Genomic DNA, 25,758 nt, shown 5'->3' with positions numbered 1-25,758 from the left:
CTGCGATGTCCTCGGTTGAAACACGCAAACGGCTGATCAACGCGGCTTGCGAGGTCATTCTCACCGAACGCAGCTTTGAGGCTGTGACACAACGCGAGGTTGCCAAACGCGCCAATGTGCCTGCGTCTGTTATCGGGTATCATTTTGGCTCGTTCGAAGGCCTATGTGTCGCGGCACTCCAGCGGGCTTATCTGCGGCTGAATTCGGGTCGTCTTAATGATCTGCAAAGCACTGTCGACAAATATCGCCCTGCGCCCGCTCCACTAGCAGAGGTGATACGAGCGCTGGTCAGTCGGTCGGTACGCATGTGGTTGGACCCCCGTTCCGAACACCAGATATTTGTTTACGCACAACGCATGCAGGCCATGTCGTCGCGACCGGAACTTTACCTAAGCTTACACGAAGATATCGAGCATCACCGCATCTTTGTCGCCGCGTTATCGCGCGCGGCTCCGTGGCTGAGTGATGCGCAGATCTCGTTGCGCTTGGTGGCCGCGCTTGGGTTTCGGAGTGAAATGATACGACATGCAATCCGATCAGCGACCTTGACCGGGGGGAGCATTGATTTCGATGACGCGGATGAAGTGATCGAGGCGATGGTGGGCGTGATCGCGGCAATGTTCAACCCTCCGCCGCCCGAAGGCGTTGCTCTGCCGGCCAAGCTGCCACGCATACGGCGCGCGACCAAACACTAACCGCAACAACAGTTTCAACCTTGCCCTGCCGCGTCGCGGTGGGAGGGGTGATTTATTTTCAAAAACAAGGAAAGAATATGGTGGAAGTGACCACAAACGACCTCTCAGGTGTTCATAATATCAGGGACTTGGGTGGCATTGCGCGTCAAAGTGGCGGATATACGGCGCACGGACGTATCGTCCGCGCCTGTGCGATGCGTGGACTGACAAGCGATGGACAGCGCGCTATGCGCAGCGGGTTGGCCAGTGTGATTGATCTGCGCACAGCACGAGAGCGGGCAGAGGCTCCCAGCCCCTTTTCGTCGACAGTGGGTATACAGGACATCCATATTCCGCTGTTTTCTCAACTGACGCCGGCGGATCAGGCGATGCATGATGACCCCGATTTCACGCTAGGTGCGCGTTACCAAGCGGCACTGACCGCTGCCGCGCCGCGATTTGCCGAAGTGTTCGATGCAATCGCAAATGCGCCCGAGGGGGTGGTTGTTTTCCATTGCACCGCGGGCAAGGATCGCACGGGAATGATAGCCGCTCTTTTACTCTCATTGGCGGATGTCACCGATGAAAACATCATAGCGGATTATGTGCGCACCTCGACGGATGGTGCGCTGTTTATCCAGAAGTTAGGGGAAGACGCACTTTCACGGGGGGCGGATCCGCGTTTGCTGGCGACGCTATTGGCCACACCTGCGGATGCCATGTCGGGGGTGTTGAAAACCGTGTCAGTCGAATTTGGCGGCGCGGCCGGGTATCTGCGGGCGGCAGGTCTGACAGATGCAACGATCAACCGCGCGGTCGATCGCTTGATCGGCGCGTAGATATGAGTTGCGCGATAGGGTGATCCCGCCCGATAGTCAGCATCGATGCAGCTCTGCGGGCAGGGGGCGATTTGTCTTCCTGTTCGGTGCTGGCCTTGAATACCCCTAACTGAAGTGCTCCACCCCTGGGGATCGGCGTATCCGGTTTTCACAGGGACCAGAGGATGGCTGGTAAGCACGAGAACGCCGAAGATATCGTGTTGAATCGGGGTCAGGCTGAAGTGCTACAAGGTCATGGCGGCGCTGATGAGTTCCGCCGAGCGGGGTGAGAATTTGTGCGATTGTTGCTTGCGAGACCTCAGGCTTTTATTTGGGATAGGGCGGGATGATCGCCTTTGACATTGGCGTTGTTTCAGAAGTCCGCGGCACGGGGTGATTCACACGACGAATCCATGAGGTTAATCAGCGGGCACGACCCTGCCTGATCCCGCCCGCTATCGCACGACGAACTGGAAATCTTATAACGATGCGTTGCGGCGACGAGGGTCTCTTCTGATCTGGCTGGACAAGGACATGGAGTGGCTCGCCCCGAAGACCGGGCGCAATGGACGGCCACCAGTGTTCAGCGATGCCGCTGTCCAATTCTGTCTGATGGTGAAGGTTCTGTTCGGGCTGCCGCTTCGGCAAACGACCGGGATGGTGGCGAGTATCCTGTAGATGGCGGGGCTCGACTGGCCCGTCCCCGACTTTTCCACCCTGAGCCGGCGGCAAAAAAACCATCGAGGTTCAGATCACGAAGCGCCGTGCGCCAGGTCCGCTGAACCTGCTGGTCGACAGCACAGGGATCAAGTTCCTAGGCGATGGGGAATGGCTGGCGCGCAAACACGGCACGCATCGCCGACGCCAATACCGCAAGGTCCATCTGGCTATGGATACCGCCACCAGTGATATCTGCGCGGTAGAATTCACCTCCAGCGACAAGGGCGACAGCCCCGTTCTGCCGCATCTGCTGGACCAGATCCCTCTCGATGAGCGGATCGGCACTGTGACCGGAGATGGTGCTTTCGACACCCGCCGCTGCCATACGGCGATCCTGGCGCGCGGCGGCACCGCAGTCATCCCCATCCGCAAGAACGGGCGACGATGGAAGGAAGATTGCCCCGCCGCCACCGCGCGCAATGAGATCCTGCGCGCGACCCAACGCCTGGGCCGAGCCCTTTGGAAGCGCTGGACCGGTTATCACGTCCGAAGTCGGGTCGAGGCGAAGATGAGGTGCCTCAAGGCGTTCGGCGAACGCATCACATCACGCGACCCAGACCGCCGAAATCCATATCCGCGTCGCGCTGATGAACCGCTTCAATGCCCTCGGCTCCGCCGAGATCGAACGCGTGCCCTGACCTCAAAGGGGAAAGGGCATGCTCGCTCTTGCCCTGACTTCTGCAACAACGCCCGTGCACTGGCACGGTAATCCTCCCCTTTTTAGCGGGGCGTATCCGTAGAATTCACGCGGCCATTTTCAGTTTCTGTGCGGGTTTAATGCCGCTGATGCCCATGCTCGGTCGGTCGTTGTTGTAAGTCCAGAGCCATTGCGTGGCGAAGTCCTGTGCCTCCTCGATGGTTTTGATGATGTATTGATTGCGCCATTCATGCCGGACGGTGCGGCTGTAACGCTCGATGTAAGCGTTCTGCTGGGGCTGGCGAGGTTGGATGTGCTGGATCGCTATTCCTCGCTTCTCGGCCCATTCCATCAGCTTCGCGCTGATGTATTCCGGGCCGTTGTCGACCCGTATGCTGCCGGGCTTGCCGCGCCACTCAATGATCCTGTCGAGGCTGCGGATAACCCTTTCGGTAGGCAGCGAGAAATCCACCTCCATGCCCAACCCTTCACGGTTAAAGTCATCCAACACGTTCAGCAGCGGGAACTGGCGGCCATCTCCCAGGCGGTCGGCCATGAAATCCATCGACCAGAGTTATGTTCTGTGCGTCCGGCACCGCCAAGGCATCGGGCTTCTTCCGCTTCAACCGCTTGCGTGGCTTGATCCGCAGGTTTAGTTCCAGCGCGCAATAGATGCGATGGACGCGCTTGTGGTTCCATGGATGACCCTTCACGTTGCGCAGATGAAGAAAACACAAGCCGAAGCGCCAGGTCTTGCGGGCATCTGTCAGCCCGAGCAGCAGATCGGCAATCTCTTCATTCTTGTCCTTCAGCTTCGGGTTGTAGCGATAACAGGTCTCGCTCAACCCGAAAGCCCGACAGACCAGCCCAATGCTGACCTTGTGGCGCGCCACCGCTTTCTCGGCCATCTCGCGGCGTTGAGATGGCCGCGTCCCTTTTTTCCAGAGCCTCTTTCAGCAGATCGGCCTGCATGCTGAGCTCCGCATACATTCGCTTCAGACGCCGATTCTCCTCTTCCATGGCCTTCATCTGGCTGATGAGGGAAGCATCCATGCCGCCATACTTCGCCCGCCACTTGTAAAACGACGCGCTGCTCATCCCATGCGCCCGGCACAGCTCGGCCACCGGCATCCCGCCCTCAGCCTGCCGCAGGATCGCCTAGATCTGGGCCTCAGTGTATCTGATGGTCTTCATTCAAAATATCCTCGTTTAGCTTGCCGAGAATATTCCACTTCCGCAGCCCCTTATTTTCGGGGGGATTACCGCCGCGTTGAGATACTTCTTGATGGCGTTGCGCGACAGACCGGTGCGTCGCGTAATCTCGCGGATTGGCGGCTTCTCTCGCAGGTCCATCCGGCGGATGACATTCAAAAGTCCCATGTGGATCACTCCTTAGCCCCCGTCACTCACAGCGTTGGGTGAAGGGTCACATGGGTCAATTCTCAACGGAAATTATGCCACCAACCGGGTCACCTCTCGGTGGAAATCAACAGGCTTGCATATATATATATACTAAACCTCTGACTCGCAGACATGAATCTACAGGGCAAAGGATAGTCCAACAAAGCCTTTTTTGCTATACACTCAGTCGATCCGCATTTAGGCTAAGCGCCAAAATCCCCGCGAGATCCGAATGCCGCGTCAGATCAAGCCGGCTAAGCTTGACCGAAATGGGCACAGGCAAACCAACGATCATCTCAATCAGCCTTCGCATCGCTTCCCGCGCCTCGCTCTACTGGTTCGGTTCGCGCTGACTCAGTCAATCGACTCCGTGCTGCGGGGCCGAGAGGGGCATTAGTCCCCCTCAGCCTGCGTTGTTACAGCTATTAATCATGCCATGAGATATCTTAACATGTGAAAGCACCCGGGACGATGTTATTTGCGCACGATCATCATTGGGGTGTGGGCTTCGGGGTCGGTGACAATGCGCGCGCGGATATCAAAGGCCGCATGAAGCAGGTCTTCGCGCGCGACATCGGGCGGGGCGCCTGCGGCCATGCACTTTCCGTTTTGCAGCAGGATGACCTGATCGGCATAGCGAAAGGCTTGGTTGAGGTCGTGCAGCACGGCGACGACGGTGCGTCCCTCGTCGGCAAGGTCGCGGCACAGGCGCAGCACCTCGACCTGATGGGCGATGTCGAGGTAACTCGTCGGCTCATCCAACAAGATTATCGGCGTTTGTTGGGCCAAAACCATCGCCAGCCACGCGCGCTGCCGCTGGCCGCCCGACAGTTCCGCCACAGGGCGATCGGCAAAGGGGGCAATGTTCATGCGGATCATCGCGCCATCGACTACGGCGCGGTCGCTGCCGCCCAAGCGGTTCCACAGATTGGTATGCGGGCTGCGGCCGTAGGTAACCAGTTGGCGCACGGTGACCCCATCGGGTGCGTTCAGCGTTTGCGGCAGCAGGGACATCATCTGTGCCAGCCTGCGCGGGGGGATCTGCGCCAGAGCGGTGCCACCCAGCAAGATATCCCCGCCCGCCAGCGGCAGGGCGCGGATCAGGGCCTTGAGCAAGCTCGATTTTCCGCAGCCATTCTGCCCGACAAGCACGGTGAATTTGCCGGTCGGAATGTGCAGGTTCAGTCCCTCTAGTACGGGCGTTGCGCCATAGCGCAGGGACAGGTTTTTCATCTCGATCGCGATGGTCATCAGCGCATCCTAAACAGCAACCACAAGAAATAGGGTGCGCCGATGACGGCGGTCATTACGCCCACGGGCACCTCTAACGGGGGGGAGATCGCGCGGCCCAGCAGGTCGGCAGCCATCATGATCGCACCGCCAAAGGCCGCGCTGGCGGGCAGGATTACGAAGGCGCGCCCCGGTGTCGCAAGCCGCGCGATGTGCGGTGCGACCAGCCCGATAAAGCCCACCGGCCCCAGCACTGCCACTGCAATTCCGGTCAGCAGCACCGCAAGGCTAAGGGCGCAAAACTGCACCCGCCCCAGATGAACACCCAGCGCATGGGCGGTTTCATCGCCAAGGCCGATCAGGTCCAGCGATTTCGCCAAGGGCAGCGCAAGCAGCGCCACAGGCAGCACCAGCAACACTAGCGGCATTTGTTCCCACCCGCGTGCCCAAAGGCTGCCGGTTAGCGACATGAGGGCCGTGTTGATCGCGACAGGGTGGGTCAGCAGCAGGAATTCTGTCACGCCAGCAAACCCTGCCGACAGCGCTACCCCCGATAAAGCGAACCGCAGCGGAGAGAAATTCCCCGCGTTATAGATCATCAGCACAACCGCCCCCAGCGCGCCGCCTGCGATTGCGATCAGCGGCAGCAGGTTCACCGACAGGTCTGGGAACAACAGGATCGCGCCGGCGAGTGTCATCCCTGCGCCCTGCGTCACGCCCAGCAGGTCGGGCGAGGCAAGCGGATTGCGGATCACCCCCTGCACCAGCGCCCCCGCAAGGCCAATGGCGCCCCCTAGGACCAGCGCAATCAGCGCGCGCGGCAAACGGTGGTTCCAGACCAGAAAATCCTGCGCATTCTGCGCGGCCAGCAGCTGCGCCACCGCCACGGGCGACAGGGGATGCGCGCCGAGGCAGAGCGACAGCATTAGCAGCACCGTCAGCAGCGCAAAAAGGAAAAGGGCGCGGATCATAGCGGCCTGCGGGCAAGAAACAGAAAGAACGGTGCGCCGATTAGGGCGGTGATGGCTCCGGCGGGCGTCTCGGACGGAAAGGCGACCCAACGCGCGGCAATATCCGACGCCAGCAGCAGGTTCGCGCCCAGTATCGCGCTGAGCGGCGTCACAAAGCGATAATCCGCGCCGACCATCAAGCGGGCGACATTGGGCGCGATCAGGCCGATGAAGGCAATCGGCCCCGTGACGGTGACCGTCACACCGACCATGACGCAGCCGCCCGCGAAAATCGCAAGGCGCAGCGGCACCAGCGCGACTCCAAGGGCGCGCGCCGCCTCGTCCCCCAGTGCGACGATGTTGAGCCGCGCCGCGACGAATGCCGTCAATACGATGCCCATCAGCGCCGTCACGCCCAGCAAGTGCACATCCGCATAGCCCGTGTTTGCCAGTGACCCCGCTAGCCAGTTCAACACGCCCAAGGCGCGTTCCTCGGCCAGCAGCACCACAAGGCGCGTCAGCCCCGTGCATAACGCCGCCATGGTCATGCCGGCCAAGATCAACCGCACCCGCGCAGCATCAATCGACCACGACGCCCCGAGGGTCATCACCAGCGCCCATGCGACTGCGCCGCCCGTGGCCGCAGCTATCGACGGCGCGATGGGCAGGGCGATCACGCCGCTGCTGACCAATGCCAACCCAAGGCTGGCGCCGCCCGTTACCCCCATCAGCGCGGGCGAGGCCAAGCGGTTGCGGGTGATCCCCTGCATGAGCGCGCCGCACAGCCCCATCATCGCCCCGATCAGCACCGCACACAGGGCCCGCGGTACACGGATCTGTGCGATGATCTGGGTCATCGTGCTGCTCTGCCCCCATCCGATCAGTGGCAGGGCCTGCGTGATCGACAGCGGAAAAGTGGAAAAGGCGATTAGCGACCATGCGAAAAGCACCACCCCAAAAAGGGTGGTGCCGGTGATCAGGATGAGGGGACGGGCCACTGGAATTATTCGACCTCGGCAAAGGTACCTTGCAGGATGTGCAGGGCGTCGTCGGCGATCCGCTCGGCGGCCATGATGCCGCGGTTGCGCGCCCAGACATTGCTGTCGACCGAGACGACATGGCCTGCGGTTTGTGCCGATTTCAGGACGTTCCAAAGCGGTTCGGTCGACCACTGATCAACGATCGAGGGGCGGCGGTAGTGGCCGACCAGCAGGTAATCGGGGTCAAGCGCCAGCAGCTGTTCGATCGAGGCAAATTCATAAGCATCGCCACCGTCGCGGATTGCGGGCACCGTCAGCCCCAGCGCGGCCAGAACCGAACCATCGTAGCTGTCGGGGCCATGCAGCGACAGGCTATCCTCGCGCGCGGCGCCGAAAATCACGGTCGTGCCGGGGGTGACGATGGCCTGCATCTGGGTCGCGTAGTCTTGCATGATCGCGGCGTGCTGCGTCAGGCGCGCGTCCATTTCGGCGGTTTTGCCGACGGCATCGCCGATCAGGCGGGCGGATTTCAGGCTATCGGCGTAGTCTTCCCCGCGCGAAGGTAGCAGCAGAGTCGGTGCAATGGCAGATAGCGTATCATAGGCGGCCGCGTGGCGATCAAGATCGGCGATGATCAGATCGGGCGAGAGGGCGGCGATATCCTCGATTGAGGGTTGTCCGCGCAGGCCGACCGATGTCCACGGGCCGGTGATGTCGCGGATGGCTTGGGGCAGGCGGGTGATATCATTGTCGTCCGCCACACCGACCGGCGAGACCGCGACCGAGGCAAGGGCATCTACAAACGAAAATTCCAGTGCAACCACACGGGTCGGCGTGTCGGGCAGGGTGATCTCGTGCGTGCCGTCGTTGATGGTGATGGGATCGGCGAAAGCGGCCGGGGCCAGCAGCGCCATGCTGCAGGCGAGGGTGAGGGTCAGTCTCATTTAAACGGTCCTTGGATGATGGGCGCATGGCAAGGGGGCTGCGCGGATGGCGTCAGGTGGGATCTGTCCTGACGCAGGTGATCTGGCGTTGGGGCCACAGGGGTTGCGGGGTGCAGACAAGGCCCAGTGCGCGCGCATGGGCCTGCGCGGTGGCCGCAATATCAGCGATGGCGGCGGTCAGGGCGTCGCCCGTCAGCGGGTTGGGTTGCAGATTGAACCGTGCTAGCGCGGCAGCATAGTCGGGGGTTTGCATCAGCGCGGCCAGTCGCGTTTGCCACGCCGCGGTGATGGCAGGGTCGACGCCGGGGGCCAGATAGACCCCGCGGGCGACGGGCCAATCCAGCGGCACGCCTTGTTCGCGCGCGGTGGGCGTGTCCGCGAGTGCGCCGGGCAGGCGGGTTGGGGCATAGATGGCCAGAATACGCAAATCCGTTCCTTGATCGATGGCCGTTTGCGCAGCGGCTGCATCGTTCAGGCAGACTTGCACGAAGCCGGCGCTTAGGGCCTCGAGACACGAACCGCTGCCTTCGAACGCCAAAAAGCGCAGATTGTCCAAGGGGATGCCATAGGCGCGCGCCGTCAGCGACAGGCGCATTCGGTCAGGCCCCCATAGTAAACCACCACCGCCAAAACCGATCCGGTGCGGATCTTGGGCAGCATCCCGCATCAACGCCTCTAGCCCCTGCCATGGGGCATCACCGCGCACCACAACAGCGCCGTAATCGCGGGCCAGAACCGCGACCCATTGGGGGGCCTGATCGCTGTCGGCGGGCATCTGCCCCAGCGCGAGATTGTAAATCGAGCCGTCTGCAAAGGCGATTAGCTGATCCTGACGCGGGTTGGCGCCGTGCAAGACCGCATTATAGGCGGCCGCGCCAACCCCGCCGGGCAGATAGGAACGGGTGACCGTGGTGATCCCGATGCCGGCTGAGGGCAGCGTTTCGGCCAAAAGCTGACAGGTCATGTCGAAACCGCCCTGCGGTTGGGCGGGGACGAGGCAGTCGACGCTATCGGACAAATCCTGCGCACGCAGGGCCAGGGGCAGCGCAGTAAGCGCTGTCGCAAAGCTCAGACAAAGGATGCGGAAGAAACCAGTCACAGCGCTGTCCAAATTCATATTGGTTGCTCTTTAGCAGATCGAACCTGTCAGTTCCCTTTCAATTGACGGAATTAATCAGGAATGGGCGTCCGCAAACCGCATGGTAATCTGAAATCCGCCGTCTGTCGGATTTTCTGCGACCAGATCGCCGCCATGGGCGCGCGCCACGGCCTGCGCAAGCGACAGACCAAGGCCCGTGCCGGACGAACTGCGGTCGTTTCGGATCGTCAAAAATGGCGTGCCCAAGTGGGACAGGATCTGTGCGGGCGCGCCGAGGCCGTGATCGCGGATCGTAATGGCGGGCAGTGGCTGTTTCAACAGTGTCACAGCGACCGTCGCGCCCGCTGGGCTATGACGGATCGCATTCTCCAAAAGGTTGCTTAGCCCCTCAAAAATCAGGGTGTCGTCGCCGGCGATCATCACGGGGGCATCCGGCAGGTCCAAATCCAGACGCACGCCCACCTGCCGCGCGGGGGCCAAATGCAGGCGTAAAACCTCGGGTAAAAGGGTGGTCAGGTCGATCTGGTTCCAATTTTGCACATGGGTCGCGGACAGGTTTTCGGCCCGTGCCAGCGTCAGCAATTGCCGTGTCATTCGCGTGGCCCGTTCGATCACCGGACGCATGGCGACAATCGCCTCGCGCTGCGCCTCGGGCGAGGGGGCGCTGAGCGCGTAATCCATCTGTAGCTGCAGGACACTGATCGGCGTGCGTAATTGATGCGAGGCATCGTCCAGAAACCGCCGCTGCGCCGCGTATTGATCGGCATACCGCTGCAACAAAGTGTTGAAGCTGTCGATCAGGGGACCGGCTTCGGTTGGGATGTTGCGGGTCGGGATCGGTGATAGGTCGTTGGGCGCACGATGGTCGAACATCTCTTTCAATCGCGTCAGTGGCCGCAGGGATACGCCGATGCCGATAACCAGTAGGGCAAGGCCGATCAGGCTAATTGCCACATCGCGCAGGAATGCAACATCCGCGACGCGCCGCAGGAAAAGCGCGCGTGATTCGGTGGTTTCGGCCACCTCGACGATCAGCGATTGCGGCGCGGCGGCCCCATAAAGCGGCTGCTCTAACGGCACGCGCAGGGCAGCCCCGCGCAGCTCTTTGCCAAGATAGGTGGTGGTGAAGAAACTGGGCTGGTCGACGCCCACCGCGGGCGGCGGTGGTAGGCCAATGTCGCCAATCTGCACCAGCTTGTCATCGGTGCTGACCCGCACATAGATCACGCTGGTCGATGCCGCCTGCAGTGTCGCCAGCAGCGTATAGGGCAGTTGCACCCCCAGCCCGCCGTTGGTGGTCGAGATGTTCTCCTCGATCGCGCGCACGGCGCCCGCCAGCGAGCGGTCATAAGCGCTATCGGCCAGCGCGCCGATATTGGAATGCGTGACCCAAAGCGAGGAAAGGAACGCGAACAGGCTCAGCGGCAACATCCACAGCGCAAGCGCAAGGCGCAGGCTGTGGGGCCTAGCCATTGGCAGCCTCTAGTACATAACCTAGGCCGCGGATGGTCTGGATGGAGGTGTCGCTTGCCTGCAACTTGCGGCGCAGCCGATAGACCATGACTTCGACCGCTTCGGGGTTCAGGTCTTTATCATCGCCCACTAGTCGGGACAGGATCTGCGCCTTTGACAACGGATCGCCCGCGCGCTGGATCAGCAGGCGCAACAGCGCATGTTCGCGGGGCGACAGATGCAGCGGCGCGCCGGCCAGTTCGAACCTTTGGCCGTGCTGGTGATAGGTCAGGCTGCCGCAGCGGAAAATCCCCTGCGCATGGCCCGCGCGGCGACGCAGCAGGGCGGATAACCGGGCCTCAAGCTCGGCCACGGCAAAGGGCTTCATCATGAAATCATCGGCGCCGATATGCAGCAGACTGACGCGTTCGGCCAGATCATCGCGGGCCGTCAGGATGATGACGGGCAAAGTGGAGCCCGCGGCGCGAATACGGCGCAGTACCTCACTGCCGTCAATATCTGGAAGGCCCAAGTCTAGCAGCAGCGCGTCGTAGTCGTCGTGCAGAACACGGTTGACCGCGAGCAGGCCGCGCTCTTCCCAATCGGCAAGGACGCCCTGGGTAAGCAGCGCCTTGACTAGCCATTCGGCCAACTGTTCATCATCTTCGGCCAGCAGACAGCGCATCTTTGACCCTTCGCATCATTGCGGCGATCAGTATGTGTGTTGGTCACCTCGCAGATCGAGATGCGCGGGTCAAGGTGACGGCAAGTGCTTTCAATGTTGTGGTATCGCGGTCTCGGTCAATGCGTCGACTCATGTGGTGCGGAGTCGATTACTGTAAGCTGGGGCTGTGTTGCACAAATCGGCTGAGCGGCGAGGTTCCCCTTTCCCCGGACGAAATTATCCCACAGCGTCGGTGACGGGTATGCCGAGCGCGGTGTGGCCGTTCAGGACGGCGATGCGGACCTGGAGCTCGGCGACCTGTCGGTCGAAGTCCCGCGTCATGAGCCGCTGGCCCAGCAGTTTGACACAATGCATCTTCGTTTCGACGCGGCTTCGGCGGTCGTATTCGCTCCATCGTCGCTACAGGGCACGGCCGAGGTATTTTGATGCGCGCAGGGCTTCGTTTCGGGCGACTGCGCCACGTGGTGACGGTCTTCCATGGCTTGGCGTTTTTGCGAGGCGGCATGACGGCGTGGGCGCCAAGGTCAGCGATGGCATCGTGGCATTTGCGTGTGTCTTAGGTCCAGTCTGCTGTGACGCTGCCGATTTCCTGGTCCGCCGAGATCTGTCCGAGCAGGCCGGGCAAAACTGGCGCACCGCCAATGTGGCTCCCAGTGATTCCAACAGCCCGAATCTGCAGCGTTTCCTCGTCAATCCCGAGGTGGATCTTGCGCCAGACCCGACGTTTCGGGCTACCATGCTTGCGGGCGTGCCATTCGCCTTTGCCCTCGACTTTGATGCCGGTGCTGTCGATCAGCAGGTGCAACGGACCCTTGGAACTGCGATACGGGATATTTACGGAAAGCGTCTTCTGGCGGCGCGACAACGTGCTGAAGTTGGGCACCGTCCAGTCGAGACCAACCAGTCGCGGCAAACTTTCGATGAACCCGGTTGTCTGCCGGAGCGCCATCCCGAACAGCAACTTCATCGAGAGGCACGTCTGTATGGCGGCGTCGCTGTAGTTCTGATGGCGGCCACGCCTGCTTGTCGGTGCGCCATCCCAGATCATCTCAGGGTCGAACCAGATTGGCCGCGAACCCAGGCGCTTGATCGCGTCGTTATAGGCTGGTCAGTTCTTGGCCATATATGTTGGAGGTGTAGGTCTCCTCATGCATCCCAGCTACCATGCTGGATTCAAAAGATGAATCCCTCACGGGATTTGTGAAAAAGATCCGAAACCTACTGTAATAGGAATGTTTTTTGCTGTCCGGATACCAGGTCCACACCAAGGCTCAGGGCCAAAATCTCTGCCAGGTCGCCGAGAAGAACTAGGTCCAGCTTCATCCGCTTGCCCTTCGTCGGCACAGGTGTCGCCACAATCTTTTCGATCAGGTCCTGGATTGAATCACGCGCCTCGCCCTCGTGGTTCGGTGTGCTCAGGCTGGCGATCAGCGTTTTAATCCATTCCTGCCAGTTATCCGTCATCTTGGGATGGATCCGGATGGTCGCACCTGGGGCAGGGGCAGTGGCCAGCTCAGTCTCGAGTTGGGTTTGCCGGGCTTCGAGCTGCACCAGCTTCGCGTTGATCCGGCTGGCCGGAGTCCCGAACAACTGCTTAGACAGGTAGGTGGCGAGCAGAACGTGGAGAATGCACAGTTCACGCGGCGAGGATGGCCGACCGAGATCCATCCGCTGTCCAGGCGTCATCTCTCGTAGGTCAGGTGCTGTAGGCCTTTCCCTTTCACCGGACAGGTGGCATGGTCTGAGCAATAGATGGGAGCTGCTTGAGTTGACGCTTTTCACAACGACAAATTATCCGATCTCCGCCCTTATCGAAGACATCGACTTGGCCAAGATCGGCTTGCCCGAACTGCAGCGGCCGTTCGTCTGGCCGAACGTCAATGTGCGCAACCTGTTCGACTCCCTCTACCGGGGGTATCCAGCGGGTTTCCTGCTGTTCTGGGACGCGGGCGCGGACGGGTCGCTCAAAGTGATCGGCACCAAGACTGACCGGCCGCCTGCGAAGATGGCGATCGTGGATGGCCAGCAGCGGCTGACTTCACTCTACGCGGTGATCAAGGGCGCGGAGGTCATCCGAGCTGACTTCTCGAAAGGTCCGATCCGCATAGCCTTCAATCCGCTGACCGAGCGGTTCGACGTTCCGGATGCGACCACCACGAAGGACAAGGCCTATATCCCCGACATCTCAATCCTGTGGCGGAAAGAAACGAAACTGATTTCCTTCACCAAGTCATTTCTCAAAGAACTCACTGCGACACGTGAGTTGAGCCGGGAGGAGGAGGATCAAATTGAAGACTCTATCGGGCGCCTTTTTAACCTGCCGCATTATCAGTTCACCGCGCTGACCCTTTCCGCCTCGGTAGGACCCGAAACGATCGCCGAGGTCTTCGTCCGCATCAACGGCTCCGGCAAGAAGCTGAACCAGTCCGATTTCATCATGACTTTGATGTCAGTGTTCTGGGATGAGGGACGGGCGGAGTTGGAAAGCTTTGCCAGGTTGGCCACGAAACCGGCCGATGGTCAGGCCTCGCCATACAATCACTTCATCAAGCCTTCGCCGGACCAGATGCTGCGGGTCACCGTGGGGTTGTCGTTGAAGCGAGCGCGGCTGGAAGCCGTCTACAATGCGCTTCGCGGCCGCGACCCCAAGACCGGATTGGACAGTCCCGAGAAGCGCGATGAGCAATTCGCCCGGATGCAGCGGGGGCAGAAGACGGCACTCAATCTGGCGAATTGGCACCATTTCCTGTCTGCCCTGACCCTTGCCGGATATCGCGGCGAGAAGATGGTCAGTTCCGAAACTGTGGTCATCTATTCTTATGTGCTGTACCTGATTGGCATTGAGCACTTCGCTGTCCCGCGCGATGTCATGCGACAGGTAATCGCCGAATATTATTTCATGGCTGCGCTAACTGGGCGGTATTCCTTCGGTCCCGAAGGCCGGTTCGATTCTGATCTTGCATCACTTCGTGACCTGAAAACGGCAGAAGAATACCTAGCCAAGCTACGCGAGCTGATGGGTTTGGCGCTGACCGACGACTACTGGACGATCAACCTGCCCAGCCAGCTTGCAACCTCGGCCGCCCGGAGCCCTGCGCTCTTCGCCTACAATGCCGCGCTGATCCGACTGGATGCGGTGGCTCTCTACAGCCCGTTCAAGATCGCGGCGCTGGTAGATCCGGCGGTCAAGGGGGCGAAGTCGGTGCTGGAACGACACCACCTGTTCCCGCGGGGCTATCTCGAGGAGATCGGCCAGAAGGACATCAAGCAGATCAACCAGATCGCGAACTTCGCCTCGGTCGAATGGCCCCAGAACATCAAGATAGGCAAGCAGTCTCCTGCGGAATATGTCCGCGCCCTGGACAGCGCCCTCTCGGCAGAGGAGCGCGAACGGATGTATTTCTGGCATGCCATGCCGCCGCTGTGGTGGGAGATGGACTACCAATCCTTCTTGGTCGAGCGCCGGATGCGCATGGCGAAGGTCATCCGTCGAGCCTGGGAGGATCTGTCGGGCAAGTCCCGGCTGGTCTCGGTTGCTCCGGTCGATGTGACCGAACTGATCGCCGCTGGCGAGGGCGATGCAATCGAGTTCAAATCCACCCTGCGTACCAATCTCCATACCGGCAAGCACGACGACAAGATGCAGCTTGCAGTTCTGAAAACCATCACGGGTTTTCTTAATGCCAAGGGCGGCACGCTCTTGATCGGCGTGTCCGACAATGGCGAGATCCAGGGGCTGGAGGCTGATGGATTTCTGAACGAGGACAAGATGGGCCTGCATCTGGTGAACTTGATGAAGGATCGGGTGGGCGAGGTCTTTATGCCCTATGTGCATTACCACTTCGAGGACGAGGAGGGGGGGGCGCGTCTTGGCTGTGCGCTGCGACAAGGGGCCAAAAGCCGCCTTCGTCAAGGATGGCGGCTCTCAGCGCTTCTATGTCCGGGGCGGCGCCGCGACCCAAGAGCTACAGGGGGCCTCGATCCCGGAGTATTGCAAGCAGCGCTTTGGATGACCGGTCGATGGCCTCGCGATCTATCTGCGCTCAGCGCTTCGTCCCGATTTGCGGGGCGCAGCACATGCAGGAATGTCCTATGCCGCAAAGGATTCTGGATCGTGCCACTCGGCTTGGTGCAAAGGCAAGAACTTCTGGAAGCGCGCCCCCGCAACCAACAAATCCTACACTTTGATCAACCTCCCCTAAAACGGAGGTATTTTGATGCACAGACATCATGTCCGCGCCAAGGCTCAAAGCTAGAATAATGCCGGACAAGCTAACCCAAAACCTGTCGCAGAAGTTTTGATGTTTGCTGACCTGCCCACCGGTCGTTCCCTCGCTGTGATGTAGAGTCTGCCCAACCTGAAAAGGAGCAGACGACATGCGAAAGAGCCGTTTTGCCGAGGCGCAAATCATCGGGATGATCAAAGAGCAGGAGGCAGGTTTGCCGACCTCAGAGTTGTGCCGGAAGCACGGGTTGAGCCCCGCGACCTTCTACAAGCTGAAGGCCAAGTATGGCGGGATGGACCTGTCAGATGCCAATCGCCTCAAACAGCTCGAGGCCGAGCACGCCAAGCTGAAGCGCCTTGTGGCAGATGTCATGCTCGATAGTGTGGCTCTGAAGGATCTTCTGGGAAAGCCCAGACGACGCCGATGCAACGGCGGGACGCGGTGCTGCGGGCGATGAGGGGTCATCCGATCTCTCAGCGCCGGGCCTGCGTCCTGATCGGTGGCGACCCGAAGACCGTGCGGCGGGAGAGACCGCCCGATAACCCGGATATCCGGTTGGAAATGAAGAAGATCGCTGAGAAGCCGGCGCCGGGGCACAAGAGCTACCCCTATCTGCTCAGGAAGCTGCCCATCACCCGGCCCAATCAGGTCTGGACAATGGATGGAACCTACATTCCGATGGCGCGTGGGTTCATCTACCTCGCGCCCGTGCTGGACTGGCTCACACGGCGCGTCCTGGCATGACGGGCGTCGATCACGCTGGAGGCCGATTTTTGCATAGAAGCTGTGGAAGAGGCGCTGGCGCGATACCGCACGCCCGAGATCTTCAATACGGACCACGGCAGCCAGTTCACTTCGACAGACTTCATCAAGGTGCTGGACGCCCGGGAAATCAAGATCAGCATGGATGGCCACGGGGCATGGCGCGACAACCTCGTCGTTGAACGCCTCTGGCGGACCATCAAACACGAGGAAGTCTATCTCCGGGCCTATGCAAGCTTGGCCGAAGCCCGCCGCAAGCTGGCTCTATGGCGCTACGAATACAACCATGTCAGCCCGCATTCTTCACTGGGCACCCAGACCCCACCAGAAGCGCGTCGGACGCGCGAGCTACTTGATGACAACCCGCCCGCCGCGCTTGTCCAATCCGAAGCCTACAACTATCAACCCTAAGCACTCTCGTTACTAACGAGCGAACTTCTGGGGCGGCTGGGTAATGCGCGGATCACACAGGCTGCGCCCAAATCAAGCCGTGCTACGCCGTGCTGCGCCGTGTATTGATCAAATTATGATTCATTTCGACGATGTATTCCCCCTGATGACGGGCCGCGTTCACGAGGTAAGCGGCCCCTTGGCGAGTAGCTTTGCCGTGCTGGCAGGGGCCAGTGCCCGCGTTGCTTCCGATGCCGAGGCGGGCGTGGGGCATGTTCTGTGGGTGCGGGCTGGCTGGCGCAGCGAGATGATCGACCCCCCCGGCGTTGCGCCCTACATGGATCCGGCGTTGATGTTGGTTGCGCAGACGCAGGCGCAGCGCGAAACCCTTGCCGTGGCCGAGGAAGCTTTGCGCGATGGTGTGTTCGGGCTTGTCGTGATGGAACTGACCGCCCCGCTGAACCTGACAGCGGGGCGTCGCTTGCAATTGGCGGCCAAGCAGGGGCAGGCCACGGGGCTGTGCATTATCGCCGACGGTATGGGCAGTCCGGCTGCCGAAACCCGCTGGCGCTGCACGGCTGTCGCAGCCACATCGCAGGACTCGACTCTCCAAAAATGGGAGCTTAATAAGAACAAAAGCGGAACAACTGGGGCTTGGAATGTTCGGTGGAGCGCATCGGCGCATCGTCTCGTTGTGGTTTCCACGGCTTCCGAGTGATCGGGCGCTGCGGGTTGCCCCCGTCGATGCGCCGTTTGTGCTGACAATCCACCAAGACAACACAAATCGCGTTTACTGCGCCAACCCGCTGGCGCTGGCCCGCGGGTTGCAGGTGGGTATGTTGTTTTCCGATGCCCGCGCTTTTTGCCCCGATTTGCATAGTGCGCCCGCTGATCCACCCGCAGACCAACGCCTGTTGGCGGGGCTGCGGCGCTGGGCGACCCGATATTGCCCGTGGGTAGGGTACGAAGACAATGGGCTGGTCATGGATGTGACGGGATCGGCACATCTGTTCGGCGGCGAGGCGCCATTGTGCGAGCTGCTTGCCGCGCGGTTGGCGCGCGCAGGACTTGCAGTGCAGATTGGTCTTGCCGATACGCGCGGCGCAGCGTGGGCGATGGCGCATGTTGGGGGCGGCGGCATTATACCGCCTGGGCAGGCACTGGATGTGCTTGGCCCTTTGCCCGTGGCAGGCTTGCGGTTGGATGGTGCCACGGTGACCGCTTTGCAAAGGCTGGGCATCTACACAATCGCACAGTTGGCGTCGGCGGCACGCGCCCCGCTGGCTCGCCGTTTCGGGCAAGGCGTGTTACTGCGGCTGGATCAAGCCCTTGGCGCGCAGCCCGAACAAATCTCGCCCGGGACCGAGCCCCCCCATTACGCCGTCCGCATCAGCTTGCCGGAACCTATCGGCCACGAAGCAGATGTAATGGCGGCGACATCGCGGCTGCTTGTGCAGCTATGCCGCAAGCTGACCGACAACGGGGTAGGGGCGCGTATTCTGCACCTGGTTTTGCGGCGGGTTGACCAACACGACGCGCGTATCGAGCTGCGCTTGGCCCGCCCCATGCGCGATCCCGCGCGCATCTTGCCGTTGTTCCAGCGCGGGGTTTCTGCGGCCGATGCGGGCTTCGGCATCGACCAAATGCGTCTGATCGCCAGCGTGACCGAGCCGCTGGCACCCGAACAACTTGGCGCAGGCGGCAGCGCAAAGCGCGACCGGATTGATGATCTGATCACGCGCATTGGAACCCGCATCGGTATCGCGAATATCCAACGCTTTGTGCCGCGTGATACTCATATCCCGGAACACGGCTTTGCGCTGGTGCCCGCAGCCTATTCCAGCCCGCAGTCTTTTCCGCCCCCGCAAAACCCCCGCCCGCTGATCATCTTCCCCCCCGAACCGCTGGTCGCCGACGGGCCCGAGCCGCCGCCCCATTTTCGCTGGCGGGGCATGTCGCTGCAAATCGCGCGTGCGATTGGCCCCGAACGGATCGCCCCGCAGTGGTGGTCCGATGACCCCGCGTGGCGAAGCGGGATCCGCGATTACTGGCGGGTCGAGACGATGCAAGGCCGGCGTTTGTGGCTGTTCTACACCCCGCAAGCGCCCGGCTGGTGCGTTCAGGGGGAATTTGCATGACGCAAATGGCCCCCGATTACGCCGAACTCTGCGTGACCACGAATTTCACTTTCCTGACCGGCGCGTCGCACCCCGAAGAACTGGTCGCCCGCGCCGCCGATTTGGGGTTGCGGGCCATCGCGGTGACCGACAGAAATTCCCTGGCCGGTGTGGTGCGCGCATATGTGGCTCTGCGCGAATGCCAGCGCACCGCCGAGGAAGAACTCCGCATCCGTTCGCAGCACCGTATCGACAGTTGCTCGCGGCTGGAGGTCGGCGCGCCCATTGATATCGCCCGCCCGCATGTGCCGCGCCTGCCGCAGTTGATTGTGGGGTGCCGGCTGGCCCTGTCCGATAGCGCACTGGAATGGCTGGCCCTGCCGACCGATCTAGAGGCTTACAAACGGCTGACACGCCTGCTGACGCTGGGCAAGCGCCGCGCGCCCAAAGGAGAATGCCATCTGGCGCTGCAGGACATCTTGGACGGTTGCGAGGGTATGATCCTGATTGCACTTGCGCACAATGGGGACGTGGCGGACGAGATCACGCGCGTGGCGCGGTGCTACCCCCGGCACACCTACCTTGGCAGCGCGCCGCGGTATGATGGATCGGATCAGGCGTGGTTCCAGACCTGCGCCGATCTGGCGGCCCGCTGCGGCACGCCGATGGTCGCAGTGGGGGATGTTCTGATGCACCGCGCCAGCCGCCGACCGCTGGCCGATGTGCTGACCTGCCTGCGCGTGGGCTGCACGATTGATACAATCGGCACCCGTGCTTTGGCCAATGCTGAACGGCGCCTAAAAGGGGCGACCGATATGGCGCGGCTGTTCCGCCACCACCCCGATGCCCTGCGCCGCACGATTGAAATCGCAGACCGCTGCCACTTTCGTTTGGATACATTGAAATACCAATATCCCGACGAAATTGCCGAAGGGAACGAGGCCCCGATCGACCGGTTGCGCCGCCTAGCGCAGGCCGGGTTGGTGCGCCGCTATCCCGCTGGCGCGCCCCAGCGCGCGTTGGATCTGCTGCAAAAAGAACTGGCGGTCGTGGCCGAGTTGGACTTTCCCGCCTATTTCCTGACGGTGCACGACATTGTTCAGTTCGCCCGCAGCCAGGGCATATTGTGCCAAGGGCGTGGGTCGGCGGCAAATTCAATCCTGTGCTATCTGCTGGGGATCACCGATGTTTCGCCCGACGTGATCGGAATGGTGTTCGAACGGTTCATCTCGCGGCATCGCGGCGAGCCGCCCGATATCGACGTCGATTTCGAACACGAGCGCCGCGAAGAGGTGATCCAGTGGATTTACAGCAAATACGGCCGCCATCGTGCGGGGCTGTGTGCGACCGTGATTCACTTTCGCGCGCGTGCCGCCATCCGCGAGGTGGGCAAGGTCATGGGGTTGAGCCACGATGTGACGGCGGGCCTTTCCAGCCAGATCTGGGGCACTGCAGGCGAGGGGCCCGACCTTGCGCGTATCCGCGCGCTGGGCCTGAACCCTGATGACCGGCGCTTGTCTTTGACGCTGGGGTTGATCCGCGAAATCATCGGCTTCCCGCGCCACCTCTCGCAGCACGTTGGCGGCTTTGTCATTACCAAAGGCAGGCTGGACGAGCTGTGCCCGATCGAGAATGCGGCGATGGATGATCGCACCTTGATCGAGTGGGACAAGGACGACATCGACGCGTTGGGGATACTGAAGGTCGATGTGCTGGGGCTGGGGATGCTCAGTTGTATCCGCAAGGCGTTCGACCTGCTGGAAGCCCATGAAAAGCGCCGCCTGCGCATAGATACCGTCCCGCCCGAGGACCCGGCGACCTACAAAATGCTGCAAGTTGCCGATGCGGTTGGTGTGTTTCAGGTCGAAAGCCGCGCGCAGATGAACTTTCTGCCGCGGATGAAACCCAAGGAATTCTATGATCTGGTGATCGAGGTGGCCATCGTGCGCCCCGGCCCGATTCAAGGCGGGATGGTGCAGCCCTATATCCGCCGCCGGCAAGGGCTTGAACAGCCCGAGCCCTTTGGCCCCGAACTGTATCAGGTCACGCGGCGCACGCTGGGGGTTCCGTTGTTTCAGGAACAGGCCATGCAGATCGCGGTCGTCGGCGCAGGTTACACCGCCGAGGAGGCCGACCATTTACGCCGCGCGTTGGCATCTTTCCGGCGCATGGGCACCATTGGCGAACACCGCGACAAGTTTATCGGCGGCATGCTGGCCCGCGGCTATTCCCCCGATGTCGCGGCGCGCTGCTTTTCCCAGATCGAGGGGTTCGCCGATTACGGTTTCCCCGAAAGCCACGCGGCAGCCTTTGCGCTGCTTGTCTATGTCTCGGCGTGGTTGAAATGCCATTATCCCGCTGTTTTCGCCTGCGCATTGTTGAATTCACAGCCGATGGGGTTCTATGCGCCCGCCCAAATCGTGCGCGATGCACGCGAACATGCGGTCGAGGTGCGCCCCGTCTGCGTCAACGCCAGTTTGTGGGACAACAGCCTTGAACGGCGCACTGATGGCGCGCTGGCCCTGCGGCTTGGGTTTCGCCAGGTCAAAGGGTTCAAGAAAGACGATGCCGCTTGGATCGTCGCGGCGCGGGGCAATGGCTACCCCGACCCGCAGTCCATTTGGCTGCGGGCGGGTGTTACGCCGCCGGTGCTGGAACGGCTGGCCGAGGCAGATGCCTTTACCAGCATGGGGCTGACCCGCCGCGATGCGCTGTGGCAGGTGCGGGCCATCCATGGGCAAAAGCCGCTGCCGTTGTTTTCCGACCCGATCGACGGTGAATCCATCACCGAGCCTGCGGTCACGCTACCCGCCATGCAGATCGGGGAAGAAGTGGTCGAGGATTATGTCGCGACCCGCCTGACCCTGCGCGCCCATCCGATGGCCTTGCTGCGCCCTGGCATGACCGGCCTGACCGCGCATGCGGCGTTGCTGGATGCGCCGCTGCGGCGCACCACCGTCTGCGGCCTTGTGATTACGCGCCAGCGCCCGGGCACTGCATCAGGTGTGGTGTTTTTGACGCTCGAGGACGAGACCGGCGTGTGCAATGTCGTTGTCTGGCGCAAGGTGTTTGAACGCTTCCGCAGGGATGTGATGGGGGGCCGCTTGCTGCGCGTCACCGGCCATTTGCAGCGAGAGGGGATTGTCGTTCATCTGATTGCCGACATGATCGAGGATGTCTCGCATGCGCTGACTGTGCTGGGGCATCCGATGGTGGATGATGTGGGCGCGGGCGCCGGTGCGGCAGCCGACATTGCCCGCCGGACCCCCCCCCGCGGCCCGCGCGCAGCACCCGCGCGATCAGGCCAAAAAGCTGTTTCCCAGCCGCGACTTTCACTAGCGAGGTAAGCCGCCAGCAGAAAAGCGCCCCTCGCCTGGGCGCTTTCTTGCGTCTGGGGGGCAGGTGTGCCTAACTGGCCAAAATATCAAAAAAGAGGCGCGGGGCAGCGGATGCGCATCAATTTGCGACAGATCAGAACGGGCGGCCTGTTGGGGCTGATGGCCTTGACGCTGGCCGGATGCGGCGGTTTTGGCGGGCATAGCGCACAAGACTGCATGGAACGCGCGATGTATTTCGAATCCAACCGATCCAGCCGCGACGGGATGATCGCGGTGGGCAGCGTGGTGATGAACCGCGTGGAATCAGGGCAGTATCCGAAATCGGTCTGCGGCGTTGTGGGCCAGCGCGGACAGTTCGCACCGGGCATTATGTCCAGTCGTATGAACGAGATGCCGCTGGTGCGCGAGGCCGCCCGTGCCGTGCTGCGGGGCGAGCGCCACCCCTATGTCGGCAAGGCCATGTTCTTCCATACGGCGACCTACCGGCCCGGCTACAACAATATCCACTATGTGGCCGTCGCAGGCGGTAATGCGTTTTACGAACGCCGCCCCGTGCAGCTGGTCACCCAACCCGTGCCGCCCCCCGCGACCGAGGGCATTACCCCCGTGCGCGGGTGGTTCCGCTAATTGGCAAACAATACGACAGGACAGCCCATGGACTACGGTTTCCCTTACACATCGCAGCGCAGCCCCGTTTTGGGGCGCAATGTTGTGGCCACTTCCCAGCCTTTGGCAGCGCAGGCGGGGTTGCAGATGCTGTTGCGGGGCGGGTCGGCGGCGGATGCGGCGGTAGCGGCGGCAATGGTGCTGACCGTGGTTGAACCCACAGGTTGCGGGGTGGGGTCGGATGCCTTTGCCCTCTATTGGGACGGGACAAGCCTGCAAGGCCTCAACGCGTCGGGGCGCGCGCCGGGGGCGTGGACACCTGACTATTTCGGCGCGCAGGGGCAGATCCCCGCGCGTGGGTGGAACGCGGTGACGGTTCCGGGGGCCGTGTCGGGCTGGATCGCGCTGCACCAGCGCTATGGCCGCCTGCCGCTGGCCGATGTCGCCGCGCCTGCGATTGGCTATGCCCGTGACGGGTTTACCCTGTCGCCCATTATTGCCACTCTCTGGGCCAATGGGGCGCGGCAACTGAAAGACCAGCCCGGCTTTGCCGATGAATTCATGCCGGGCGGGCACGTGCCCGTCGCGGGCGACATCATTCGCCGCCCCGCGCTGGCGCGCACGCTGCACGAGATCGCATCGACCGCTGGCGAAAGCTTCTATCGCGGCGATCTGGCGCGCAAAATGGTGGATGATGCCGCCCGCCACGGCGGGGCGATGACCATGGCCGATCTGGACGCACACCGCGCCGATTGGGTGACGCCGCTTGCGCAGCCTTTCGGTGGCGCGCTTGTGCACGAAATCCCGCCGAACGGCCAAGGCATCGCCACGTTGATCGCGCTGGGTCTGCTGGGGCCGTGGGACATCACCGCGCATGACGTAGACAGTGTCGCCGCGACCCACCTGATGATCGAGGCGACCAAACTGGCGCTGGCCGATGCCGACCGCTTCGTGGCCGATGTCGATGCAATGGAATTTACGCCCGATGCGCTGCTGGCGCCCGACTATCTGGCGGCGCGCAGCCAGTTGATCGACCCCGCCGTAGCCGGTGCCCCGGGCCACGGCGCGCCGCGACCCGGGGGGACGGTCTATCTGACGGCGGCCGATGCCGACGGGCATATGGTGTCGTTCATCCAGTCCAATTACATGGGGTTCGGGTCGGGCGTGGTTGTGCCGGATACCGGCATCAGCCTGCAAAACCGCGGGGCAGGGTTCAACGTGCAGGCGGGCCACCCCAACTGCGTTGCGCCGCACAAGCGCCCGTTCCACACCATCATTCCGGGGTTCGTGACGACTGCCGATGGCACCGCCCCGCTGATGTCGTTCGGCGTGATGGGCGGCCCGATGCAGGCACAGGGCCACCTGCAAATGGCGGTGCGCGTGCTGGCCTATGGCCAAAACCCACAAGCGGCTGCCGATGCGCCGCGCTGGCGCGTGCTGGATGGGCGCCGCGTCGCAGTCGAGGCGACGTTCCCGCCCGCTTTGGTCGACGGGCTGCGGGCGCTGGGGCATGACATTATCGTAGAAAGCCCCGACGGGGTGTTCGGCTTTGGCGGCGCGCAGCTGATCGTGGCGCAAGAGGGCGGATATGTTGCCGGGTCCGACCCCCGCAAAGACGGCCAAGCCGTCGCGTTCTAGTAGCTGGGCGGGCGCTGACTGCGCCCGCCCGCTGCATCAGTTGCGCGCGTCCAAGCTGTCGCCACCTGCGGTGCCCAAGGCCTGCAGCGCGTTTTGCGTAAAGCTGAGGTCGGTCAGATCATCGACACCCAAGACGGGCGTATTGGCAAAGTCGGGCCCCGAATAGACGAAGGCGATTGATCCGGCCAAGCTTTCGGGCTCCATGCAGCCGTTCACGCACCAGCGGGTTTTCAGCAGCTCGGCTGTGGCGGCGATGCTGTCACGGCTCAGATCATCGCGGGCGGCGGCGGCAGCGTCGATCCACGTCTGCGGGTTCGCCTCCATATCGCGCGAGACATCGATCAGCGCGCTGGTGAAGCGGGTAATCGCATCGCTTTTCTCGGCCAAGGTCGGCTCTAGCCCAGCGACGAATTTCGAAAGCGCAGGCGCGCGGGTCGAGAAGGTGTCGGCATCCACCAGCACATGCACCCCGTCGGTTCCCGCGATCGAGGCGTAGGTCCCGAACGAGACGGTCGTCGCATCGACGCGGCCCGCAGCCAGGGCATGCACGCGCACGTCGGGCGCGCCGATGGCGACAAAGTTCATATCGTCAGGCGACAGATCGTAGCTGCGTACGACGGCTTGGGTCAATTGATGGTCAAGGCTGCCGTTGTCGGCAATCGCAAAACTACGGCCTGCCAGTTGGTCGACGGTCTCGATATCGGACTTGGCGGCAATCAGAAACGCGCTGCCCATCGACACTGCCACAACGCCGCGCACCGGCACGTCGTTTTCGGCGCGCAGGCGAATGGCCGCGTCCACGCTAATGTCGGCCAAATCGACCGCGCCAGACCGCAGGGCCGCGACCGCTTGCGGGGTGCCGTCCAGGGTGACGAATTCGACATCCACACCGGCGCGTTCAAAATACCCCATGTCGGCAGCAAGGCGGAAGGCCGATCCGGTTGTCACGTTGAAGTTGGCGTCCATGACGGCAAGGGCGACCGTCAGCTTCGGCAGGTCTTGCGCGTGAGCGCCGGTCATGGCTGCGGCAGTTAGGGCAGTGGCAGCCACGGTGCCGATCAGGGTGCGGCGGGAAAGGCGGGTCATTATCG

General features: G+C 62.1%; 17 protein-coding genes and 4 pseudogenes. 10 read left to right on the top strand and 11 right to left on the bottom strand.

The features are described 5' to 3' along the window. The first annotated feature begins 5 nt into the window (after positions 1-5). The 3 genes and pseudogenes from BVG79_RS07630 to BVG79_RS07620 all read left to right on the top strand — a co-directional run bounded on the left by BVG79_RS07630 (position 6) and on the right by BVG79_RS07620 (position 2,850). The gene (locus BVG79_RS07630) at positions 6-695 is read left to right on the top strand and encodes a TetR family transcriptional regulator (protein WP_085786364.1); all 690 of its coding nucleotides are present in this window, start codon (positions 6-8) and stop codon (positions 693-695) included. 47 nt (positions 696-742) lie between these two features. Continuing rightward, positions 743-1,513, top strand: a complete 771-nt coding sequence (locus BVG79_RS07625; RefSeq protein WP_157115654.1) for a tyrosine-protein phosphatase — start codon at positions 743-745, stop codon at positions 1,511-1,513. 417 nt (positions 1,514-1,930) lie between these two features. Continuing rightward, a pseudogene (locus BVG79_RS07620) lies at positions 1,931-2,850 on the top strand (IS5 family transposase). A gap of 105 nt (positions 2,851-2,955) precedes the next feature. Here BVG79_RS07620 and BVG79_RS07615 read toward each other — a convergent pair. The 10 genes and pseudogenes from BVG79_RS07615 to BVG79_RS07565 form a co-directional block, all read right to left on the bottom strand. After that, positions 2,956-4,004, bottom strand: a pseudogene (locus tag BVG79_RS07615) (IS3 family transposase). Positions 4,005-4,724: 720 nt separating this feature from the next. Next, positions 4,725-5,501 (bottom strand): ABC transporter ATP-binding protein, encoded by a 777-nt coding sequence (locus BVG79_RS07605; protein ID WP_085786361.1) that lies wholly within the window; start codon positions 5,499-5,501, stop codon positions 4,725-4,727. Continuing rightward, positions 5,501-6,451 (bottom strand): iron chelate uptake ABC transporter family permease subunit, encoded by a 951-nt coding sequence (locus BVG79_RS07600; protein WP_085786360.1) that lies wholly within the window; start codon positions 6,449-6,451, stop codon positions 5,501-5,503. Before BVG79_RS07600 ends, BVG79_RS07605 begins: the two co-directional genes overlap by 1 nt. Then, positions 6,448-7,428, bottom strand: a complete 981-nt coding sequence (locus BVG79_RS07595) for an iron chelate uptake ABC transporter family permease subunit (RefSeq protein WP_085786359.1) — start codon at positions 7,426-7,428, stop codon at positions 6,448-6,450. Before BVG79_RS07595 ends, BVG79_RS07600 begins: the two co-directional genes overlap by 4 nt. 5 nt (positions 7,429-7,433) lie before the next feature. Then, the gene (locus BVG79_RS07590) at positions 7,434-8,354 is read right to left on the bottom strand and encodes a Fe(3+) dicitrate ABC transporter substrate-binding protein (RefSeq protein WP_085786358.1); all 921 of its coding nucleotides are present in this window, start codon (positions 8,352-8,354) and stop codon (positions 7,434-7,436) included. A 52-nt stretch (positions 8,355-8,406) separates the two neighbouring features. Next, a complete protein-coding gene (locus BVG79_RS07585; RefSeq protein ID WP_085786357.1) occupies positions 8,407-9,471 on the bottom strand; it encodes a Bug family tripartite tricarboxylate transporter substrate binding protein in 1,065 nt (354 codons plus the stop codon). Positions 9,472-9,528: 57 nt separating this feature from the next. Then, positions 9,529-10,926 carry a sensor histidine kinase gene (locus BVG79_RS07580; RefSeq protein WP_085786356.1) on the bottom strand — a complete coding sequence of 466 codons (1,398 nt, stop codon included), beginning with the start codon at positions 10,924-10,926 and terminating at the stop codon, positions 9,529-9,531. Continuing rightward, positions 10,919-11,590 (bottom strand): response regulator, encoded by a 672-nt coding sequence (locus BVG79_RS07575; protein WP_085786355.1) that lies wholly within the window; start codon positions 11,588-11,590, stop codon positions 10,919-10,921. Before BVG79_RS07575 ends, BVG79_RS07580 begins: the two co-directional genes overlap by 8 nt. A gap of 216 nt (positions 11,591-11,806) precedes the next feature. After that, a pseudogene (locus tag BVG79_RS07570) lies at positions 11,807-12,680 on the bottom strand (IS5 family transposase). 128 nt (positions 12,681-12,808) lie between these two features. Next, entirely contained in the window at positions 12,809-13,258 is a 450-nt protein-coding gene (locus BVG79_RS07565; RefSeq protein WP_085786354.1) for a hypothetical protein, read from the bottom strand. A 100-nt stretch (positions 13,259-13,358) separates the two neighbouring features. On the opposite strand from BVG79_RS07565, the gene BVG79_RS07560 reads away from it, so the two are divergent. From BVG79_RS07560 to BVG79_RS07530, 7 genes and pseudogenes are all read left to right on the top strand, one after another. Beyond that, positions 13,359-15,851 carry a GmrSD restriction endonuclease domain-containing protein gene (locus BVG79_RS07560; RefSeq protein WP_198167828.1) on the top strand — a complete coding sequence of 831 codons (2,493 nt, stop codon included), beginning with the start codon at positions 13,359-13,361 and terminating at the stop codon, positions 15,849-15,851. Between the two features lie 116 nt (positions 15,852-15,967). Next, positions 15,968-16,989 (top strand): annotated as a pseudogene (locus BVG79_RS07555) (IS3 family transposase). 115 nt (positions 16,990-17,104) lie between these two features. Further along, positions 17,105-17,686, top strand: a complete 582-nt coding sequence (locus BVG79_RS07550; protein WP_085786352.1) for an ImuA family protein — start codon at positions 17,105-17,107, stop codon at positions 17,684-17,686. Then, positions 17,628-19,106 (top strand): DUF6504 family protein, encoded by a 1,479-nt coding sequence (locus tag BVG79_RS07545; RefSeq protein ID WP_085786351.1) that lies wholly within the window; start codon positions 17,628-17,630, stop codon positions 19,104-19,106. Before BVG79_RS07550 ends, BVG79_RS07545 begins: the two co-directional genes overlap by 59 nt. After that, positions 19,103-22,432, top strand: coding sequence for an error-prone DNA polymerase (locus BVG79_RS07540; protein WP_418268889.1), 3,330 nt, complete (start codon positions 19,103-19,105; stop codon positions 22,430-22,432). The genes BVG79_RS07545 and BVG79_RS07540 overlap by 4 nt, the downstream gene beginning before the upstream one ends. 102 nt (positions 22,433-22,534) lie before the next feature. Then, positions 22,535-23,050 (top strand): cell wall hydrolase, encoded by a 516-nt coding sequence (locus tag BVG79_RS07535; RefSeq protein WP_085786350.1) that lies wholly within the window; start codon positions 22,535-22,537, stop codon positions 23,048-23,050. 27 nt (positions 23,051-23,077) lie between these two features. Then, positions 23,078-24,667 (top strand): gamma-glutamyltransferase family protein, encoded by a 1,590-nt coding sequence (locus BVG79_RS07530; protein ID WP_085786349.1) that lies wholly within the window; start codon positions 23,078-23,080, stop codon positions 24,665-24,667. A 36-nt stretch (positions 24,668-24,703) separates the two neighbouring features. Here the strand turns inward: BVG79_RS07530 and BVG79_RS07525 are convergent, their stop codons facing one another. Continuing rightward, positions 24,704-25,753 carry an ABC transporter substrate-binding protein gene (locus BVG79_RS07525; protein WP_085786348.1) on the bottom strand — a complete coding sequence of 350 codons (1,050 nt, stop codon included), beginning with the start codon at positions 25,751-25,753 and terminating at the stop codon, positions 24,704-24,706. Positions 25,754-25,758: the final 5 nt, after the last annotated feature.

This window comes from Ketogulonicigenium robustum (genome assembly GCF_002117445.1).
Classification (GTDB): domain Bacteria; phylum Pseudomonadota; class Alphaproteobacteria; order Rhodobacterales; family Rhodobacteraceae; genus Ketogulonicigenium; species Ketogulonicigenium robustum.
Note: the sequence above shows the minus strand (reverse complement) of the source record. Positions and strands in the feature narration are given on the sequence as shown.